We start from the raw sequence: 19,846 nt of genomic DNA, 5'->3' as shown, positions 1-19,846 counted from the left end.
TCACCAAATTGACGTTATGCTTTTATTCATCGAGTGTGCTAGAATAGTGGTGCAATCGCTTCCACAATGATTGCCTGCACTATTTTGAGCAAACGTTTGCACCTAAGATAATGCCCGCAGCTTCACTGCAATTTAATCTAATCCGTGATTAGGAGGCTTATCAAGTGAACGAACAAAAATTACCGTCAGTCGCTTATTTTAGTATGGAGTACGGGCTGCATTCCGATTTCAAAATGTATGCCGGAGGTCTGGGCATTCTTGCCGGAGACTACATCAAGGGTGCAAAAGATATCAACGCCCCTATCATCCCTATTGGGCTGAAGTGGAAACAAGGTTACACGGACCAAAAGATTGATGCCAATGGCAATCCGTACGACTCCTATCACAATTATGTTTATGAGTTTCTTGAAGATACAGGGGTTAAGGTAACTGTTAAAGTCCGAAAAACCGATGTGGTATGCAAAGTATGGAAAACTGATTATTTTGGCAACAGCACATTGTATTTACTGGATACGGATATTCCCGAGAATAATGATGCCTGGATCACAGGCCAATTGTACGGCTGGTTCGGCGAAGAACGGATCGCACAAGAGATCGTACTTGGGATTGGTGGAGTCAAAGCTATGCGTGCACTGCAAATCCCTATTGATGTCTATCACTTCAATGAGGGTCATGCGGCTCTAGCGGCTATCGAGCTAATCCGTGAAAAAATGTCCGGAGGCCATACCTTCGAAGAAGCGTGGAAAGCTACTCGCGAAGAAGTCGTATTCACTACCCACACACCAATCAAAGAAGGCAACGAAACCCATCCTCTCGACCGACTTGAGTATATGAGTGCGTTCAACGGCTTAACCCGTGACCAGATGGAGCGGATCGGCGGCGAGCCATTTAATATGACGGTTGCAGGTTTAAGGCTATCACGTATCTCCAACGCAGTAGCCCAGCTACACGCCGATACGGCTAATAAAATGTGGAAGGAAGTAGCCGGAAGATCAGAAATTATAGGCATTACTAATGCCATCCATACTCCTACCTGGGTAGATGATAGAATGACGCAAGCCTACGAACAGGATGGAGACTTATGGGCAGTGCATAAAGAGATCAAGGGCGAACTGATCCAGTTCATCAAAGAACGTTCCGGCATTAGCTTAAATGCTGACAATTTACTCATCGGCTTCTCACGCAGAGCAGCTCCATATAAACGAAGCGACCTGATCTTCTCACAGCCAGAAATTATCGAACCTTATCTGGAGTCTGGAAAGATACAAATTGTATTCTCCGGCAAAGCGCACCCACTCGATGATAACGGTAAAAAAATCGTCAGTAACCTAGTAGCGATGATGAAAAAGTATCCAAAGAGTGTTGTGTTCCTCGAGAATTACGATATGACGATTGGCGCCCAGCTGACGCGCGGTGCTGATATTTGGCTCAACAATCCACGCAGACCATTGGAAGCCAGCGGCACCTCCGGGATGAAAGCAGCTATGAACGGTGTATTGAACTGTTCTATTCTGGATGGCTGGTGGCCGGAAGCCTGCATCGATGGTGAGAATGGCTGGCAGATTGGAGACGGCTTCGAAACTACAGACTTTGAGGTGCTGGATAAGCATGATAGTGATGCACTGTACGACACCTTATTGAAACGTGTGCTCCCAACCTTTTACGAGAATCGTGAACAGTGGGTACAAATGATGAAAAAGAGTATCGAAACCACCCGTACGGAGTTTGCCACCAAAAGAATGTTAGATGAATATTACAACAGAATGTACATTAAAGCCTAAGTACAAGAACCGAATATCTTCTATATCAAAAAATGCAGCGCACCCCTTCAGTGATGGTAGGGATGCGCTGTTTCTTTTTTAATTCTGCTAAGTAATTAATCACTTTGTCTATCATATATATCTGAATGTGCCAACGATGTATTGACGATTACCACATATTGTAATGAGTCAATTATTTAAAAAGTGTTGCAATTTCTCTAAAAAACATTAATATAGAACTTATACTAAATCTAAAATCAAATCTCATGAGGTGATTCTATTAATGAGCTCCAATAATAATAATCTTACAACCAGCTGGGGTGCTCCAGTAGGCGACAATCAGAATTCAATGACAGCCGGTGACCGCGGTTCCACTTTACTGCAAGATGTCCATTTGCTTGAGAAATTAGCCCACTTTAACAGAGAACGTGTTCCTGAACGTGTCGTTCATGCTAAAGGTGCTGGCGCTCACGGGTATTTTGAAGTTACAAAAGATCTAACCCAATACACAAAAGCTAACTTTTTGTCTGAAGTAGGCAAACGTACACCGTTGTTCATTCGTTTTTCTACTGTAGCTGGTGAATTAGGTTCTGCTGATACCGTACGTGACCCTCGTGGATTTGCCGTGAAGTTCTATACTGAAGAAGGAAACTATGATCTCGTAGGTAACAATACGCCTGTATTCTTCGTTCGTGATGCGATTAAATTCCCGGACTTTATTCATACACAGAAACGTGATCCACAGACACATCTGAAGAACCCGAATGCTGTATGGGACTTCTGGTCTTTATCGCCTGAATCTTTGCATCAGGTAACGATTTTGATGTCGGATCGCGGAATTCCAGCTACACTGAGACATATGCATGGGTTCGGTAGCCATACCTTCAAGTGGGTAAATGCCGAGGGCAATGCAGTCTGGGTGAAATACCATTTCAAAACAGAACAAGGCATTAAGAATCTAGATGCAGACCTTGCTGCCAAAATCGCTGGGGAAAACCCGGATTATCATACAGAGGACTTGTTTAATGCTATTGATAAAGGAGATTTCCCTGCTTGGAAGCTCTACGTGCAAATTATGCCAATCGAGGATGCGAAGACTTACCGTTTTGATCCATTTGATGTAACAAAGGTCTGGTCGCAAAAAGATTATCCGTTAATCGAGGTTGGCCGTATGGTATTGGATCGCAATCCGGAGAACTACTTCGCTGAAGTAGAACAAGTTACATTCTCCCCCGGCTCTTTCGTTCCTGGTATTGAAGCTTCGCCGGATAAATTGCTACAAGGCCGTCTGTTCGCTTATGGTGATGCACACCGTCACCGGGTTGGTCCCAACCATAACAGTTTACCTATCAACCGTCCAAAAGTAGAAGTGAAGAACTATCAACGTGATGGTGGTATGGCCTTGGGCAACAATGGCGGTTCCGGTGCCTATTACGAGCCTAACAGCTTAGGAGGACCTAAAGAATCACCGCAGCATAAAACATCGCCGTTCGAAGTCTCTGGTTATGCGGATAGTGTCTCCTACAATAGTGACGATCACTATACACAACCAGGTGACTTGTACCGTCTAATGTCTGAAGAAGAACGTACCCGTCTAGTTCAAAATATCGTTGGCGCTATGACTCCTGTTGAAAGTAACGATATCAAACGTCTCCAGATTGAGCATTTCTTTAAAGCTGATCCAGACTTGGGACAGCGTATCGCATCCGGTTTGGGTTTATCTGTACCAGACGGAATGTAAGATTGTAAATGCACTTATAAACTAAAGAGGACCTTTGCCCGTAGATGGGAAAGGTCCTCTTTTTGCTAATTAGCTGAAAACATAATAAATGATGACAATCACAACGCCCAGCGTGGAGACAATGGATAGACATGAAAAAAACGTGTTCCAGTTATTGCCTTTCATTTGTCTTATACACGACCAGTATAGTGGTTCTTTGGTGCTCTGCCCCATCACGTGATGATTTAACTACCGAACCGTAACAGATATTCACAATCTGTTCCTCCCGTAGTCCTGCCAGGAACTCATTAGCTTTATTCTCTGCATAAGAATTGTCAGCATCTACAAACTCTTTAACTTGAATCATCCTGATCTCCTCCTTTAATAAATTAAGTAGTTATTTTATAGTTCTGGAATCTATATGTGAACTCAACGAAATGTACATGGCGTATCACTCCCCAGGTAACAATTAATGTAAAAATATCTTCAAAATACAGTATAGGCATTTCGCAGTTTTCTACGAAATGCCTATGCATCAGCCTATCATAGCACCCAAGTATGTAATAGTCAAAGGTTTTCATTACAATATTTAGAAGGTTTTAATTCCCCTTTTAAAATGGATTGGATTTACAAATAGAAGCTGGTATACTGATCAGAAGGTCTCCATTGGGGGACCTCTATTTGTATAGGAGGGATTTTAAGATGGCAACACACCATAACAGGTTTACAAGGAATGTGCTACTTAGAGGGGGTGAAATCTACTATGAACCATAGTCTTATCTATGAAGGCTCACGGACACAGCTGCTTCAGCAGCTTATCTATTTTGATGAGGAAAAAATCGCATTTCTAAATCAGTACTTTCCGGTACGGAGCAAGGATAGAAGCAACGCTGAAACGCTGTTATCCCGTTATTGCTCCGAGCTGGAACAATTACTAACTGAGTTCAATGGTGAAGATTTAAATTCACAGGTCTTTATCGGAAGTCAGCTGCAGCTTCGTTACTTGGACGATAATACTACAGATATCTATACCATCGTATTTCCTAACCAAGCAGAACCTAACGATAACAAGATTTCTATGTTGTCACCTATAGGCATGCAGCTGCTGCTGGCTGAGCTCGGCAGTACTTGTCAGCTAGCGATTCCTTCAGGTCAACTAGAGGTGAAGATCGAAAGCATTAAGTTCGTGAATAATGGTGAAGTAGGCGTTCTTATATAAGGACGATCCCTTATATACCCACTACAGCAGCGTCCCTTTCCAGATATTAAGGAGGAGGACGCTGTTCTATTATTTAAGCCTCAAACCTTCTTCCAGCTTATTAACTGACTTCTGGATCCTTGCTGCTCTGGTTTCCGGTCTTTTCGCCCCTTCGATCCAGCTCACATATTCCTTCCGATAGGAATAAGCCAAGCTGTTATAATATACCTCTGCCTGCTCATTGCTGCTTAGTGCGTCCAGAAAATCTTCTGGAGCTTCTATCTCTCGCAATTGATGATCTTGTTCCATTGTCACCCGAACTATATCTCCAGGTTGAGCATGGGCTAAGTCTCGCAGTTCTTTTTTCACGACCATAAAATGTTTCCCATTACCATGCGGCATGAGTGTTCCTCTATAGGGAATGTCATTCAGGCTTCCTTTAACTTGTATCCTTGATTTAGTTTCATATATTTGTTCAGCGTCAAAAGGAACCGTAAGATATGTCCAACTCCCATTCGTATCTGGTCTGACTAACCTTGCTTCAAATTCAAACATTGGCCCCTCCTCAAATAAAATCTCTAGTTCCTATTGTATCCATACGTGCTTAACTATACAAAAAAACACCCGCCTAATACCGGCAGGTGTCTCTCTTTATAAGCGGGTGATGGGAATCGAACCCACGCTATCAGCTTGGAAGGCTGAAGTTCTACCATTGAACTACACCCGCAAAGGTATAAAATCGGGATGACACGATTTGAACATGCGACCCCCTGGTCCCAAACCAGGTGCTCTACCAAGCTGAGCTACATCCCGTTAACAATACTATAACTGCTTAGTAATAAAAATGGCGCGCCCTGAGAGATTCGAACTCCCGGCCTTTTGATTCGTAGTCAAACGCTCTATCCAGCTGAGCTAAGGGCGCAAAATCTATATGGAGCGGACGACGGGAATCGAACCCGCGACCCTCGCCTTGGCAAGGCGATGCTCTACCGCTGAGCCACGTCCGCAAAAACATGGTGCGCGTGAAGGGACTCGAACCCCCACGTCGTGAAACGCCAGATCCTAAGTCTGGTGCGTCTGCCAATTCCGCCACACGCGCACACTTAAAAAAAAATGGTGAGCCATGAAGGACTCGAACCTTCGACACCCTGATTAAAAGTCAGGTGCTCTACCAACTGAGCTAATGGCTCTCATAAATGGCTGGGGATATAGGATTTGAACCTATGCATGACGGAGTCAAAGTCCGTTGCCTTACCGCTTGGCTAATCCCCAATAATAATTAACTAAATGGCGGAACCGACGGGATTCGAACCCGCGATCTCCTGCGTGACAGGCAGGCATGTTAGGCCAACTACACCACGGTTCCATAGACATAATGCATAAGTGTAAATTGGTTGCGGGGGCAGGATTTGAACCTGCGGCCTTCGGGTTATGAGCCCGACGAGCTACCGGGCTGCTCCACCCCGCGTCATTAATAAGTATATACTATTCATTTTCACCATACCAGCTTATCCCTAAACATAATGTATAAGAGTAAATTGGTTGCGGGGGCAGGACTTGAACCTGCGACCTTCGGGTTATGAGCCCGACGAGCTACCGGGCTGCTCCACCCCGCGTCAGTGAAAATAATATGGTGGAGGCTGAGGGGATCGAACCCCCGACCCTCTGCTTGTAAGGCAGATGCTCTCCCAGCTGAGCTAAGCCTCCATGATATGACCCGTATGGGATTCGAACCCATGTTACCTCCGTGAAAGGGAGGTGTCTTAACCCCTTGACCAACGGGCCATGCTAATAATTTTTATGGCGGAGAGAGAGGGATTCGAACCCTCGAGACGCTTGTGGCGCCTACACGATTTCCAATCGTGCTCCTTCGGCCAAACTCGGACACCTCTCCATAAATGGCTCCCCGAACAGGACTCGAACCTGTGACAACTCGATTAACAGTCGAGTGCTCTACCAACTGAGCTATCAGGGAATATGGTGGGCCTTAGTGGACTCGAACCACCGACCTCACCCTTATCAGGGGTGCGCTCTAACCAGCTGAGCTAAAGGCCCTTCTAAGACATATTAATATTAAGGGCAAAAAAAATACCACGGGTAATGTGGTTGTCCGCTTGGCGGCGTCCTACTCTCCCAGGACCCTTCGGTCCAAGTACCATCGGCGCTGGAGGGCTTAACGGTCGTGTTCGGGATGGGTACGTGTGGAACCCCTCCGCTATCGCCACCAAACGGGCATTTACAGCGTAAATGCTCAGGCTTAATCGCCTGAAAACTGAATCCGAAACGAATTTGCGTTTGCCCTTCTTACGGGGCCCCCGGAAAGTATTCGGAATTAGCTTCGCAGCTTCTTCTTCACTTTTTGGGGTATTTTTAGGATAAGCCCTCGACCGATTAGTATTGGTCAGCTCCATGCATTGCTGCACTTCCACCTCCAACCTATCTACCTCGTCGTCTTCAAGGGGTCTTACTAATTGGGAAATCTCATCTTGAGGGGGGCTTCACGCTTAGATGCTTTCAGCGCTTATCCCGTCCGTACGTAGCTACCCAGCCATGCTCCTGGCGGAACAACTGGTGCACCAGCGGTACGTCCATCCCGGTCCTCTCGTACTAAGGACAGCTCCTCTCAAATTTCCTGCGCCCACGACAGATAGGGACCGAACTGTCTCACGACGTTCTGAACCCAGCTCGCGTACCGCTTTAATGGGCGAACAGCCCAACCCTTGGGACCTACTTCAGCCCCAGGATGCGATGAGCCGACATCGAGGTGCCAAACCTCCCCGTCGATGTGGACTCTTGGGGGAGATAAGCCTGTTATCCCCAGGGTAGCTTTTATCCGTTGAGCGATGGCCCTTCCATGCGGTACCACCGGATCACTAAGTCCGACTTTCGTCCCTGCTCGACTTGTAGGTCTCGCAGTCAAGCTCCCTTATGCCTTTGCACTCTGCGAATGATTTCCAACCATTCTGAGGGAACCTTGGAACGCCTCCGTTACTCTTTAGGAGGCGACCGCCCCAGTCAAACTGCCCGCCTGACACGGTCCCCGTACCCGATAAGGGTACTAGGTTAGAACCTAGATACGATCAGGGTGGTATCCCAACGGCGCCTCCACCGAAGCTTGCGCTCCGATTTCTACGGCTCCCACCTATCCTGTACAGATCGTACCCAAATTCAATATCAAGCTGCAGTAAAGCTCCATGGGGTCTTTCCGTCTTGTCGCGGGTAACCTGCATCTTCACAGGTATTAAAATTTCACCGGATCTCTCGTTGAGACAGCGCCCAAGTCGTTACGCCATTCGTGCGGGTCAGAATTTACCTGACAAGGAATTTCGCTACCTTAGGACCGTTATAGTTACGGCCGCCGTTTACTGGGGCTTCGGTTCATAGCTTCGGGTTACCCCTAACCACTCCCCTTAACCTTCCAGCACCGGGCAGGCGTCAGCCCGTATACTTCGCCTTGCGGCTTCGCACAGACCTGTGTTTTTGCTAAACAGTCGCTTGGGCCTTTTCACTGCGGCCCCCTCGTGCTATTCACACTACCGGGGCACCCCTTCTCCCGAAGTTACGGGGTCATTTTGCCGAGTTCCTTAACGAGAGTTCTTCCGCGCGCCTTAGAATTCTCTTCTCGCCTACCTGTGTCGGTTTGCGGTACGGGCACCTTCTCCTGGCTAGAGGCTTTTCTTGGCAGTGTGAGATCATGACCTTCGCTACTATAATTTTCGCTCCCCATCACAGCCCAGCCTTAATGATGTGCGGATTTGCCTACACATCAGCCTCACTGCTTAGACGGACATCCATCAGTCCGCGTCACTACCCTCCTGCGTCACCCCATCGCTCATAGCGGATTACGGTGGTACAGTAATTTCAAACTGTTGTCCTTCGACTACGCCTTTCGGCCTCGCCTTAGGTCCCGACTTACCCTGAGCGGACGAGCCTTCCTCAGGAAACCTTGGGCTTTCGGCGGATCAGATTCTCACTGATCTTTTCGTTACTCATACCGGCATTCTCACTTGTGTAGTGTCCAGCGCTCTTTTCAGTACACCTTCAACCCCTACACAACGCTCCCCTACCCCAGATGCAAAGCATCTAGCCATAGCTTCGGTGGTGTGTTTAGCCCCGTTACATTTTCGGCGCAGAGTCACTCGACCAGTGAGCTATTACGCACTCTTTCAATGGTGGCTGCTTCTAAGCCAACATCCTGGTTGTCTGTGCAACTCCACATCCTTTCCCACTTAACACACACTTGGGGACCTTAGCTGATGGTCTGGGCTGTTTCCCTTTTGACAATGGATCTTAGCACTCACTGTCTGACTCCCGGCAATAAGTATATGGCATTCGGAGTTTGACTGAGCTTGGTAATCCTTGCGGACCCCGCACCCAATCAGTGCTCTACCTCCACTACTCTTATACCGAGGCTAGCCCTAAAGCTATTTCGGGGAGAACCAGCTATCTCCGAGTTCGATTGGAATTTCTCCGCTACCCCCACCTCATCCCCGCACTTTTCAACGTACGTGGGTTCGGGCCTCCAGTGCGTGTTACCGCACCTTCACCCTGGACAGGGGTAGATCACACGGTTTCGGGTCTACGTCCACATACTAAGTCGCCCTATTCAGACTCGCTTTCGCTGCGGCTCCACCTTCTCGGCTTAACCTTGCATGTTAAACGTAACTCGCCGGTTCATTCTACAAAAGGCACGCCATCACCCATAGATCGGGCTCTGACTTTTTGTAAGCACACGGTTTCAGGTTCTATTTCACTCCCCTTCCGGGGTGCTTTTCACCTTTCCCTCACGGTACTGTTTCACTATCGGTCGCCAGGTAGTATTTAGCCTTAGCAGATGGTCCTGCTGGATTCATACGGGGTTTCACGTGCCCCGCACTACTCGGGATCCGTCTCGGAGAGAACACAGTTTAGGCTACAGGGCTTTTACCTCTATCGCGGGCCTTTCCAGACCTCTTCACCTACCATATTCCTTTGTAACTCCATGTGAGACGTCCCACAACCCCTAAGAGCAAGCTCTTAGGTTTAGGCTGTTCCGCGTTCGCTCGCCGCTACTGACGGAATCACTATTGTTTTCTCTTCCTCAGGGTACTTAGATGTTTCAGTTCCCCTGGTCTGCCTCTACATTTCCTATGTATTCAGAAATGAGTAACTGCGAATTACCACAGCTGGGTTTCCCCATTCGGACACCCCCGGATCAAAGCTTGCTTACAGCTCCCCGAGGCAGTTTCGTTGTTCGCCACGTCCTTCGTCGGCTCCTGGCGCCTAGGCATCCTCCGTGTGCTCTTATTAGCTTAACCTTGATTTTTCCAAAGAAAAATCTCACTAATAACATTTACTTGTTTACACAAGTTGCTAAAAGATGTTCTAAAACGCAAATTCGTTTCGGTATCCAGTTTTCAAGGATCAAGTCTTACTTGAGAGCTTAAACTCTCAAAACTGAGCAACGAGTGAGTAACAGGCCTAAACCTGAGTTTTGGAAGTTAAACTTCCGATTTGAATGTTCTCATTGCAGAGAACGATTCTCCATAGAAAGGAGGTGATCCAGCCGCACCTTCCGATACGGCTACCTTGTTACGACTTCACCCCAATCATCTACCCCACCTTCGGCGGCTGGCTCCCTTGCGGGTTACCCCACCGACTTCGGGTGTTGTAAACTCTCGTGGTGTGACGGGCGGTGTGTACAAGACCCGGGAACGTATTCACCGCGGCATGCTGATCCGCGATTACTAGCAATTCCGACTTCATGCAGGCGAGTTGCAGCCTGCAATCCGAACTGAGACCGGCTTTGATGGGATTGGCTCCACCTCGCGGCTTCGCTTCCCGTTGTACCGGCCATTGTAGTACGTGTGTAGCCCAGGTCATAAGGGGCATGATGATTTGACGTCATCCCCACCTTCCTCCGGTTTGTCACCGGCAGTCACTCTAGAGTGCCCAGCATTACCTGCTGGCAACTAAAGTTAAGGGTTGCGCTCGTTGCGGGACTTAACCCAACATCTCACGACACGAGCTGACGACAACCATGCACCACCTGTCTCCTCTGTCCCGAAGGCCGCCGCTATCTCTAGCGGATTCAGAGGGATGTCAAGACCTGGTAAGGTTCTTCGCGTTGCTTCGAATTAAACCACATACTCCACTGCTTGTGCGGGTCCCCGTCAATTCCTTTGAGTTTCAGTCTTGCGACCGTACTCCCCAGGCGGAGTGCTTACTGTGTTAACTTCGGCACCAAGGGTATCGAAACCCCTAACACCTAGCACTCATCGTTTACGGCGTGGACTACCAGGGTATCTAATCCTGTTTGCTCCCCACGCTTTCGCGCCTCAGCGTCAGTTACAGCCCAGAAAGTCGCCTTCGCCACTGGTGTTCCTCCACATATCTACGCATTTCACCGCTACACGTGGAATTCCACTTTCCTCTTCTGTACTCAAGCCACCCAGTTTCCAGTGCGACCTCAGGTTGAGCCCAAGGTTTAAACACCAGACTTAAATAGCCGCCTGCGCGCGCTTTACGCCCAATAATTCCGGACAACGCTTGCCCCCTACGTATTACCGCGGCTGCTGGCACGTAGTTAGCCGGGGCTTTCTTCTCAGGTACCGTCACTCCGGTAACAGTTACTCTACCGGACGTTCTTCCCTGGCAACAGAGCTTTACGATCCGAAAACCTTCATCACTCACGCGGCGTTGCTCCGTCAGGCTTTCGCCCATTGCGGAAGATTCCCTACTGCTGCCTCCCGTAGGAGTCTGGGCCGTGTCTCAGTCCCAGTGTGGCCGTTCACCCTCTCAGGTCGGCTACGCATCGTCGCCTTGGTGGGCCGTTACCCCACCAACTAGCTAATGCGCCGCAGGCCCATCCCTCAGTGACAGATTGCTCCGTCTTTCATTCTTCTCTCAGGAGAAAAAAGAAATTATCCGGTATTAGCTACCGTTTCCGGTAGTTATCCCAGTCTGAAGGGCAGGTTGCCTACGTGTTACTCACCCGTCCGCCGCTAAGTTATTTTGAAAGCAAGCTTTCAAAATAACTCCGCTCGACTTGCATGTATTAGGCACGCCGCCAGCGTTCGTCCTGAGCCAGGATCAAACTCTCCAATTAGTATTGAAAAGAGCGATATGCTCATTTTGAAACATCTGACGAGAAAATTAATTCTCTAATTTTGGATTTCACTTGCGTGATTTCCTACTCACTCGTTGTTCAGTTTTCAAAGATCAAGTTCTCGTTGGCGCCGTTTAATGTCTCAGCAGCAACTCTTATACTATATCATGTTCGGCTATTTAATGTCAAGCTCTTTTTTCAACTTCTTTTTCGAGCTCGGCATGTGTACTTCTTGGCCGGACTTAGAATATATCATGTATAGAGATTCATTGCAAGCTTTATTTAAAAAAACTAAACACATACTTCTCCGCAATTGTATCGCAACCGTATTCCCCTTTTCCGCGTCTATCTATTTAACATCAGAGCCCCTTCATACATAGGTATCAATTCCATTATTTTTTGGCAAAGAGGTGATTCATATAAAGACCTTGCATGATCTCTAGCTTCCCTCTAAAAGGAGGTTGGAGAATCAATGAGCAGAAGTGTGAAAAAGCAACCCGTGTGCAGCGACCAACAGAAAGATGGTTCATCATGGGCTAAAAAACAAGCCAATAAAGCCGTCCGCCGTTACCCTGGCGACATCCCTAAAGGGAAATGGTATCAGAAACTGTATAACAGCTGGAACATTTGCGACTACAGCTTTTACCAAACTAAACAGCAGGCGATTCATGAATGGGAAACAAACAATTGGATCCAGATGAGATTCCCCTCCCGCCAAGAGGCCATTCAAGATTGGCACAAGTCTTATAGAAGAAAGTAAATCAAAAGATGCCCCGGCAGGGAAGCCCCGGGACATCTTTTTACTTAGAAGCTTAATTTCGCACCTACAGTTACAATCTCAGATGGTCCGACCTCTAAGTGGTGAACCGAAGACGTTGCTCCTTGTAAAGCAGGGTTAGGCTGCTCTAAGATATTGCTTTTAAATAAATACTCTTGAGGACTGTTCACTTTCAGTTGCAACTCTGTCTGCTGAGCGGACATATTGTACCAACGCAAAAACAAGTCGCCGGAAGCTCCGTTCATTTTCATGGATGAGAAGGCCATGTTGTCTCCCTCCCAAACCAATGGGGTATATCCAGAGTTCAACTTCCCGCTATGCAGGCCGGTCTGACATACCGTCCAAGGAGTCTGGAATTGATAGGCCTCTGTAAATGCCCGTTGTTCACTTCCCTCACCAGAATGAGGAATCAGCTCCAGTTGTGCTGTGTATTCGCCCAGGCACTGAGCTTCCGGAGTTGGGAACCAGCCCCAATCCCCCAATTCCCCTACGCTGCGTAGCAAGGTGACGGCAATAGTATTGCGTCCATCCCGCAGAACCTCATATTCGTTCAATCCCTGGTTGGCTACCGTAAGTCCTACATTGCCATTGCTGACATCGACAAAGGATTGCTGATGTTGAGTGTTGCTCGGATTTGCCCATTCTGGTGCCGGATTATTGTCCCGTGTAGCCACTTCAAACATAGAATCCACACGATGCACATCGGTAGACAGATCGGTCGGGAACAGCATTCGTATCCGGTGATCCTTGGCTTGGTTATTAATTGTGGATTCAATATGCACACCTTTGCCTTCCCGCTCCAGCGATACGACGGTACGAAGCTTCAAAACCACCGTATTTACACTCCGCTGCGCTTTACGCTCAGGATAATACACAAGTGCACGCTGTTCCGCCTCCAAGGTGTCATCCGCCGAAGCCGGAATCTCCCAATCTATTCGGATCTCAATGGCCGCACGGAAGGGAGAGTCTTCAATCACCTTAATAACTGCAGGCTGGCCTTTGGTCGTCAGCGCTTGTTCACCTTCTGGCTGCTTGTACATGTATTCATTGCCTACGTCTCCGGTATTCTCGTAAATCCCCAACTCACGATAAGTGGTACCGCTATGCTTATCCAATAACGTAAATGAACCATCCTCAGCAACAACTACCTTGAGAGATGCATTCTCCAAGCTGCGCTCTCCTTCTATTAAAGAGCTTCCCTGAGCGGATTCCGTAGTTGATTGTACCCAAGCGTAAGTACAAAGCCCAAGTGCAGGCACATTGCGTGCTTCAAAAGTAAGTCTCACTTTGCGGCACATATACGGCTGACGGAATTGGTCATCAGGCAGATCATAACCAAAGTTTAAACCCAGATCTTCCACTGTAGACGCTAATTCCTCCCCTGTGTGATCGACGAGAATCCTGCCGGACAAATCAACAGCCAGCATTCTGCGGGCGGTCTCATCCAAAGGATAACCCTCGCGCAGATATAACCGTTCAGCATCCAGCTCTATAGTTACCGTTCCCGTACGCTTCCACCCCGTGGTATTCATCACTATAAAAGGAACTGCATCTTCCCCGTATGCGGAAAAGCCAGAAGTCTCCACTTGATCTGCGATAAACTTAGCACTGTCATCTATGATGCTCTCAGCAACATGCCGGCTTTTATCAAAACGAGTTACCATCTCACGATGCACTTCATCCACACTACAACCACAGATACTGTCATGCGGATGGTTCTGCATCAGCGTCTTCCAGGCATAGGTGAATAGATGGTGCGGGTAGTCCTGTCCGGACAGGCGGGCGATGGAGGCCAGCGGCTCGGCTACTTTTTCCAAAAGAGTCTGGCCCAGCTGGTTCATCTGCTTCAAATAAACCCGGGCTGAGGCTGTGTTCACTAAGGTGCCCCATCCGTCAGTACGCTGGCTGCGCAGTTCCCCTGTAACGGTGGAGAGCTCCCGCTGACCCGAGGATAATTGCTGATCCAAGGCTTGCAGATAGTCCGGGAAATTTGAATGCACGAACTTCACTTCAGGGTATAGCTTTTCGGCGGTGCGGATAGCTTCCGGCAAATCCAATTGCAGAGGCTGGTGGTCGCACCCGTTCATGAACAATAACTCCCCCGTTGAAGCATACTTCTCTGCATCCGCAAGCTTACGGTCCCAGAATTCCCGAGCCGCACCTTCCTCAACAGGAACTTCATTGCCGTTAGAATACCAGTTGGCAAATAGGATACCGAGAATTTTGGATCCATCCGGCCCTTCCCAGATCAGCTCGGAGAAAGAGGACTCATAACCTGCATCCGATACAGTGTTGTTAAATCCCGTAGGCTTCACCCCGCGTCCAAAAAAAGCATTCGTAATCCCTGACTGCAACATCAGCTGCGGAGTCTGTCCGACCAATCCAAACGTATCGGGAAAATAGCCGATTTTGGAAGGCTCGCCGTATTTCTCGGCATCCTGATGGCCGATCTGCATATTCCGCACATTTGCCTCGCCGCTCGTCAGGAACGCATCCTGCAAAATGTACCAAGGTCCAATCAAGATTCGCCCATCCCGGATATACTTCTCCAGCTTCTCTTTGTTCTCTGGCCGAACCTGAAGATAATCCTCCAGAATAATGGTTTGCCCATCGAGGTAAAAACTGCGGAAGGCGGAATCTCCGTCCAGCTTCGCAAGCAGTGCATCCACCAGCTGAACCAGACGGACGTGGTGTTTCTCATAGGGCAAATACCATTCACGGTCCCAGTGAGTATGGGACACGATATGGGCTGTTTTGGTTGTTGTGTGGGTCATCTGTGTGTACACCTCAGTTCTTCAGCATTTATTAAGCGTAATGTTAACCTCTTCAGGTCTGTAGACAGCTACCAGCTTGCCCGCTGAATCAGCTGCAAACAACACCGAACGTTCTTTCTCCAGTAAAAATGAGTAATGAGCTCCAGTTGCAGGATCTTTTATTTCAAGTTCGGCATCCCAGGCGTATTCAGATACGAAGATATACAATGAACCTTCTGCAAAAGCAAGCTTTCGCCCGTACACACCTGGCAGGTCTCCACCGCTGATCCATTCCAGCCCGGTTTCGATACCTGCGGCTTGTGCAGCATATTGGTAGAGCGCGGCGATCGGCTCGTCGCGGTCATTCAGTTCTAAAGGTAGCGGGCACCAGATCAGGCGACCTGTGCCAAGCTGGCGTTCGATGAGGTGATCACCCACACCACCTGAGCTAGACGAATCAACATCTGCATTTGCTGGCGTTTCTTTGACTAGCTCCGCGATTCGCTTCTGTCCATAGGACACCGCAAACTTGCGTCCGTTCAATAGAAGCTGCTCCTCACGGCGCATGTTACCAAGTTTACGGGCTCCTACTATTGCGTCCATACGATCCGAAGGCTGCCAATACGCATCAACCCCCAATGCTCCAGTAATGAGCAGAACGGCACCTGTACGCTCCACTATGTCCAGCAATTGCTGAAGGGCGTCATTATCCAGATTGTGCACACTCGGCAGGAGAATCAACTTAGCCGGCTCTGCCTCCAGCGGAGCCAGATCGTATTCCGATACGGCGCGGAAAGGCAAATGAAGCTGATAAGATAAGATCCGCGTCAGGCGGGTAGTCGCATCATAGGCGAGCTTCCGGTTAGAGAAGTCATTAGAGTAAGGGAAAACCACGGCAATCTCTTCCAGCTTCCGCCCGTCAAATAATCCCCCGGCTTCGCCGATGAACCGCCCAAAATCATAAGACACATCCGCTTCCGGCTTCTCAGTCCCATCGGCCCGCAGCGCACCGATCTGTGATTCATTGGCATTATCCATATAAAAGTTCGTGTTCCAGATCCATTGCACAGCCCCGGCACCTCCAGAAGCAAACGCATAGGCATATTTGCGCTCCAGCATGGCCCGCAATTCTTCCTCACTGTGTTTAGCCCGTCCGTCTGGCGTCTCTACGTACATGATGCCGGTCTCCTGAATGAGGTTCGGTTTATGATGGGTTTTGGCAAAAATTCCATCCCAGAGCAGATTGTCATTCAACCACCAGCTGTGAACAGTGGTGTAATCGACATCGCGCTCATAAAAGAACGGCGATGGCCGTTGGGCACCTAAAGCCTCATCCTGCCCTACGGTCACTAAATGATCTGGGCAGAGTTCCTTGATAGTCCCGCTAAGCTCCCTTGCCCATACGTTGTGCATGTCCATGGAGAACAGGCAGTAGTCGAGCCAACGTGTGCCGCGCTTCCCGGAATGAATATCCTGCACACTAAAGTTAATCTCTTCTCGCTCAGGAGGTTGTGCAGCCGCAAAATCCGGCAATTCCAGCGGCGTCATATTCCAGCGCTCTTGCAGCAAAGTTATATCACCATGGCGTTCTTCCAGCCAAGCAGAGAAAGCAGCGTGTTCATATTTATCTCGCGCCGAGCTCGGTCCGTCCGAGAAAATCCGCGGCGGATCGAACATTGACGGTTCATTGATCAAATCCCAATCCACATGGGTTGTCGTGCGATGCCGTGCGATGATGGAGCGGATGAACCGTTTTTGCGCTTCTACACTGCGCGGATCGAGATAAGGATTCGTCCCTTCCCAAGTCTCCGGCGTAAAGGAGAAGAACGTAAAGGTAACCTGCAGCTCATGCCGCTTAGCAGTCAGTAGAAAAGCATCAATCGCCCGCAGCACTTCTTCCGAGGCGTGACCGTCTACCTGCATAATATTCCGGTAGGCTGTCCAGATGCCGGTACGAATCCAGTTGATGCCTGCCTTCCGCATCTGTGCCATATCCCGATTCCAGACATCAGCATTTGGCAGGAATAGAAACTTCCGCGCTACGTCAGAGGTCATATAAGTCATGCCGACAACAGGTAAAGGCTGACCGTCTTTGATAAAATAATCTCTTCCCGCCTTAATCGGTTCCCCCTGCGATAACAGGCCCACGTCATATCCCCAAAAGCCTTGACGCAACATCCGCACTTCGCCTTCTTCCGATACAGCATGGCAAGAAAGATGATACAGGCCAGGTTGAATTTCTACAGCAAGCGGTACACGTAGGAAGTTCAGCTCGCGACTGACCTCAAGCTTGCACTCGTGAGTGAAACATGGGATAGACTCCCCGTCTTTGCTCAGAGTGATGTTCAGGGTCCACTGCGCTGATGTCGGTGACGATTGGCTACGGTTTAGCCGCTGACCCTGCAAAAACAGCAGCGGCCGCTCGCCTTCTTCATAAGAAGCATAGTTAGGCTTCAGCCACAGCTCTGTTACTCCCCGAGCGGCAAAAGTTGCCCAGCGGGTTAATGCTTCCGTTCCGCCTTGATTCCAGAAATCAGGCGTAAGCGGTTGGCCGATGAAGATCCAGCGGCCACCGGCAAAAGGCCCGCCGATATGCTCCCACAGCACTGCTGGAGCTGAAACTTCCCGCCCGGCGGCGGTAATGCCCTTAAGCAGCGGGTAGATCCGCGTGTCCATGGGTCCACTGGAACCCATCTGCTCCGGCAGGTCACTGCTTTTAGTGACATGCGGCACCAGGTTCCAGGTATCCGACAGGGCCAGCAGCTGCTCATCGCCTACGAAGAGCGGAATGTCTCTAAGCGCGACATGCTGCTGTATGCGATCTGCGCTGCTCACCTGCAGCGCTTCATGGATATGCAGCTGGCGGTGATAGGCAGTCTGCTCAGCTTCGACCCGCCACTCTTCAGCGACTAGGCGGACTGGATGCTTAAACGGGGCACCGCCAATGCTGATCAAGCTGCCGCCTCTGCTCAAATAGGCGACGATGGAAGGCCAAGCCTCCTTCGGGAAGTACGGAGCATGGAAGCTAACGAAGCAGTCCCCGGCCTTGGCGCTGTCCAGCGTTTCGGCCAGCTGTGCTGCATGAACAGGAGGGGCAGTATGATGTATTCCTATAGACTGCACCTGTTCCGCTGTCAGTCCGCCCGCTGCGGTATACCCGGGAAAAGACGGGTCCGCGAACAGGATGATACGGCCCCCGCTCACAGAATACCTTCCTTCATCGCCCGATAGACAAGCTGCGAGAACAAACTGTTCGACCATGCAAACCAGCTGCGGGTAAATACACTAGGATCATCCACATGGAAGCCTTCATGCATATATCCGGTTCCAGCATCCGTACTTTCCAGCATCGCAATCAGTTCCAGCTTCTCTTCGGCAGTCTGAGCCGTAATGCCCTGCATAGACAACGCCATATGCCAGATATAGTTCTCCGGAGTGTGCGGGCTGCCGATCCCTTTGGCAGCTGTGCCTTCATAATAGAACGGATTTTCTTTGCTCAATGCGAAACGTCTGGTGTTCTGGTAGATGGGATCATCCGCCGAAGCGTAACCCAGATACGGAATGGAGATCAGTCCGGGCGTTCCCGCATCGTCCATCAGGCAGTAATTGCCGAAGCCGTCGGTCTCATAAGCATAAATCGGACCAAACTCCGGATGGCGATAAATGCCGTAGAGCTTGATGCCATGATCCACTTCAAATTCCAGCTCTTTAAGTTCAGCTAGGAATTCTAGGTCGCGGAAGACCCACTCCGCGAATTCCTGCATCTGGCGCAGCGCGACAACAGCGAACATATTGCCAGGAATGTTGTAGTGGAAATCACAGGCATCATCGCTGGACCGGAAGCCCGACCAGATCATTCCGGTATAGTTCACCGGCATACCGAGACCGCTATTGCGCAGAGAATCTTCCGGAATGCCGTTATTGCGGCTGAACCGGTACGGAGACTGCTCGAAATGCCGCTGCTCTCTTTTGAACAAATCGAAAATCTGGCGCATGGCCGACTTGAACCCAGCGTCGAAGAAATCAGTCAGGCCCGTCTCTTTCCAGTAGGTATAAGCGAGGCGCACAACAAAACATAACGAATCAATCTCAAATTTACGCTCCCACACCCATGGCGACATCTCGGTCACATCCGTAGTGTTCCAGTGCCAGTCATTGGCCGACTCGTTAAATGCATTGGCGTAAGGATCGATATGAATATATTGAATATGGCGTTTGATAAGACCGCCGATAATGCGCTGGAGATCGGGATCGTTTTTGGCCAGAGGCACGTATTGAATTACCTGCTCCACTGAATCACGCAGCCAGGAGGCCGGAATATCGCCGGTAATCACAAAGGTGGTTCCGTCATCCAGCAGTTTAGTCGTCGTCTCCAGCGTATTCGGAAAACAGTTCTTGAACAGCTGCAACAGCTTCGGGCGATGTGCCAGCTTCTCCTCTGCTTCGGCAAGTACTTCTTGTACGGCCTGCGGCAGCGGCAGCTGGGGCATTGCTATTTTGGGTAATCGGAATTGTTCCAAGTGAGATATGCTCCTTTGCATCTGTGATGT

9 protein-coding genes, 15 tRNA genes and 3 rRNA genes are annotated in these 19,846 nt (G+C 49.2%); 4 read left to right on the top strand and 23 right to left on the bottom strand.

Annotation, left to right across the window (positions count from 1 at the left end):
- Window positions 1–164: 164 nt before the first annotated feature.
- Entirely contained in the window at window positions 165–1,781 is a 1,617-nt protein-coding gene (glgP, locus tag MHI25_RS04595; protein ID WP_076130674.1) for an alpha-glucan family phosphorylase, read from the top strand.
- Window positions 1,782–2,043: 262 nt separating this feature from the next.
- A complete protein-coding gene (gene katA, locus MHI25_RS04590; RefSeq protein WP_340395050.1) occupies window positions 2,044–3,501 on the top strand; it encodes a catalase KatA in 1,458 nt (485 codons plus the stop codon).
- Window positions 3,502–3,652: 151 nt separating this feature from the next.
- Here katA and MHI25_RS04585 read toward each other — a convergent pair whose 3' ends face one another.
- A complete protein-coding gene (locus MHI25_RS04585; protein ID WP_036686883.1) occupies window positions 3,653–3,847 on the bottom strand; it encodes a sporulation protein Cse60 in 195 nt (64 codons plus the stop codon).
- 396 nt (window positions 3,848–4,243) lie between these two features.
- On the opposite strand from MHI25_RS04585, the gene MHI25_RS04580 reads away from it, so the two are divergent.
- Window positions 4,244–4,699 (top strand): GreA/GreB family elongation factor, encoded by a 456-nt coding sequence (locus MHI25_RS04580; protein ID WP_036686880.1) that lies wholly within the window; start codon window positions 4,244–4,246, stop codon window positions 4,697–4,699.
- A 69-nt stretch (window positions 4,700–4,768) separates the two neighbouring features.
- Here the strand turns inward: MHI25_RS04580 and MHI25_RS04575 are convergent, their stop codons facing one another.
- From MHI25_RS04575 to MHI25_RS04485, 19 genes are all read right to left on the bottom strand, one after another.
- On the bottom strand, window positions 4,769–5,233 hold the full coding sequence (locus MHI25_RS04575; protein WP_076279888.1) for a YdeI/OmpD-associated family protein: 465 nt from the start codon (window positions 5,231–5,233) through the stop codon (window positions 4,769–4,771).
- Window positions 5,234–5,334: 101 nt separating this feature from the next.
- Window positions 5,335–5,405, bottom strand: a tRNA-Gly gene (locus tag MHI25_RS04570).
- Between the two features lie 12 nt (window positions 5,406–5,417).
- Window positions 5,418–5,491: transfer RNA gene (locus tag MHI25_RS04565), tRNA-Pro, on the bottom strand.
- Between the two features lie 32 nt (window positions 5,492–5,523).
- Window positions 5,524–5,600 (bottom strand) — tRNA-Arg (locus tag MHI25_RS04560).
- Window positions 5,601–5,610: 10 nt separating this feature from the next.
- Window positions 5,611–5,685: transfer RNA gene (locus tag MHI25_RS04555), tRNA-Gly, on the bottom strand.
- Between the two features lie 7 nt (window positions 5,686–5,692).
- A tRNA-Leu gene (locus MHI25_RS04550) sits at window positions 5,693–5,777 on the bottom strand.
- A 15-nt stretch (window positions 5,778–5,792) separates the two neighbouring features.
- Window positions 5,793–5,868, bottom strand: a tRNA-Lys gene (locus tag MHI25_RS04545).
- Window positions 5,869–5,875: 7 nt separating this feature from the next.
- Window positions 5,876–5,950: transfer RNA gene (locus tag MHI25_RS04540), tRNA-Gln, on the bottom strand.
- A 16-nt stretch (window positions 5,951–5,966) separates the two neighbouring features.
- Window positions 5,967–6,044 (bottom strand) — tRNA-Asp (locus MHI25_RS04535).
- A gap of 25 nt (window positions 6,045–6,069) precedes the next feature.
- Window positions 6,070–6,146, bottom strand: a tRNA-Met gene (locus MHI25_RS04530).
- Between the two features lie 71 nt (window positions 6,147–6,217).
- Window positions 6,218–6,294, bottom strand: a tRNA-Met gene (locus MHI25_RS04525).
- Between the two features lie 15 nt (window positions 6,295–6,309).
- Window positions 6,310–6,385, bottom strand: a tRNA-Val gene (locus MHI25_RS04520).
- Between the two features lie 6 nt (window positions 6,386–6,391).
- A tRNA-Glu gene (locus MHI25_RS04515) sits at window positions 6,392–6,463 on the bottom strand.
- 16 nt (window positions 6,464–6,479) lie between these two features.
- Window positions 6,480–6,572: transfer RNA gene (locus tag MHI25_RS04510), tRNA-Ser, on the bottom strand.
- A 5-nt stretch (window positions 6,573–6,577) separates the two neighbouring features.
- Window positions 6,578–6,653: transfer RNA gene (locus MHI25_RS04505), tRNA-Asn, on the bottom strand.
- A gap of 3 nt (window positions 6,654–6,656) precedes the next feature.
- Window positions 6,657–6,733, bottom strand: a tRNA-Ile gene (locus tag MHI25_RS04500).
- Window positions 6,734–6,790: 57 nt separating this feature from the next.
- A 5S ribosomal RNA gene (gene rrf / locus MHI25_RS04495) occupies window positions 6,791–6,907 on the bottom strand.
- 142 nt (window positions 6,908–7,049) lie between these two features.
- Window positions 7,050–9,975 (bottom strand): 23S ribosomal RNA (locus MHI25_RS04490).
- Window positions 9,976–10,207: 232 nt separating this feature from the next.
- Window positions 10,208–11,765, bottom strand: a 16S ribosomal RNA gene (locus MHI25_RS04485).
- The 16S, 23S and 5S rRNA genes sit together here with 15 tRNA genes alongside, the layout of an rRNA operon.
- Window positions 11,766–12,237: 472 nt before the next feature.
- Here MHI25_RS04485 and MHI25_RS04480 point away from each other — a divergent pair.
- Window positions 12,238–12,525: a hypothetical protein gene (locus tag MHI25_RS04480; protein ID WP_076302934.1), complete on the top strand. Its 288-nt coding sequence runs from the start codon at window positions 12,238–12,240 to the stop codon at window positions 12,523–12,525.
- Between the two features lie 44 nt (window positions 12,526–12,569).
- Here the strand turns inward: MHI25_RS04480 and MHI25_RS04475 are convergent, their stop codons facing one another.
- The 3 genes from MHI25_RS04475 to MHI25_RS04465 are packed head-to-tail and all read right to left on the bottom strand — an operon-like array spanning window position 12,570 to window position 19,816.
- Complete coding sequence (locus MHI25_RS04475; RefSeq protein ID WP_076130107.1) at window positions 12,570–15,317, bottom strand: alpha-mannosidase; 2,748 nt, start codon at window positions 15,315–15,317, stop codon at window positions 12,570–12,572.
- Between the two features lie 21 nt (window positions 15,318–15,338).
- The gene (locus MHI25_RS04470) at window positions 15,339–18,557 is read right to left on the bottom strand and encodes an alpha-amylase family protein (RefSeq protein WP_340395049.1); all 3,219 of its coding nucleotides are present in this window, start codon (window positions 18,555–18,557) and stop codon (window positions 15,339–15,341) included.
- Window positions 18,497–19,816 (bottom strand): glycoside hydrolase family 125 protein, encoded by a 1,320-nt coding sequence (locus MHI25_RS04465; protein WP_076130111.1) that lies wholly within the window; start codon window positions 19,814–19,816, stop codon window positions 18,497–18,499. Before MHI25_RS04465 ends, MHI25_RS04470 begins: the two co-directional genes overlap by 61 nt.
- Window positions 19,817–19,846 lie beyond the last annotated feature (30 nt).

Origin of the sequence: Paenibacillus sp. FSL E2-0177 (assembly GCF_037992975.1) — a bacterium.
GTDB lineage: Bacteria > Bacillota > Bacilli > Paenibacillales > Paenibacillaceae > Paenibacillus_AQ > Paenibacillus_AQ odorifer.
Note: the sequence above shows the minus strand (reverse complement) of the source record. Positions and strands in the feature narration are given on the sequence as shown.

Coding starts and splice junctions, on each gene's coding strand:
- MHI25_RS04580 (WP_036686880.1), top strand. CDS start 4,244: ATGAACCATAGTCTTATCTATGAAGGCTCACGGACACAGCTGCTTCAG.
- MHI25_RS04475 (WP_076130107.1), bottom strand. CDS start 15,317: ATGACCCACACAACAACCAAAACAGCCCATATCGTGTCCCATACTCAC.
- katA (WP_340395050.1), top strand. CDS start 2,044: ATGAGCTCCAATAATAATAATCTTACAACCAGCTGGGGTGCTCCAGTA.
- MHI25_RS04585 (WP_036686883.1), bottom strand. CDS start 3,847: ATGATTCAAGTTAAAGAGTTTGTAGATGCTGACAATTCTTATGCAGAG.
- MHI25_RS04470 (WP_340395049.1), bottom strand. CDS start 18,557: ATGGTCGAACAGTTTGTTCTCGCAGCTTGTCTATCGGGCGATGAAGGA.
- MHI25_RS04480 (WP_076302934.1), top strand. CDS start 12,238: ATGAGCAGAAGTGTGAAAAAGCAACCCGTGTGCAGCGACCAACAGAAA.
- MHI25_RS04575 (WP_076279888.1), bottom strand. CDS start 5,233: ATGTTTGAATTTGAAGCAAGGTTAGTCAGACCAGATACGAATGGGAGT.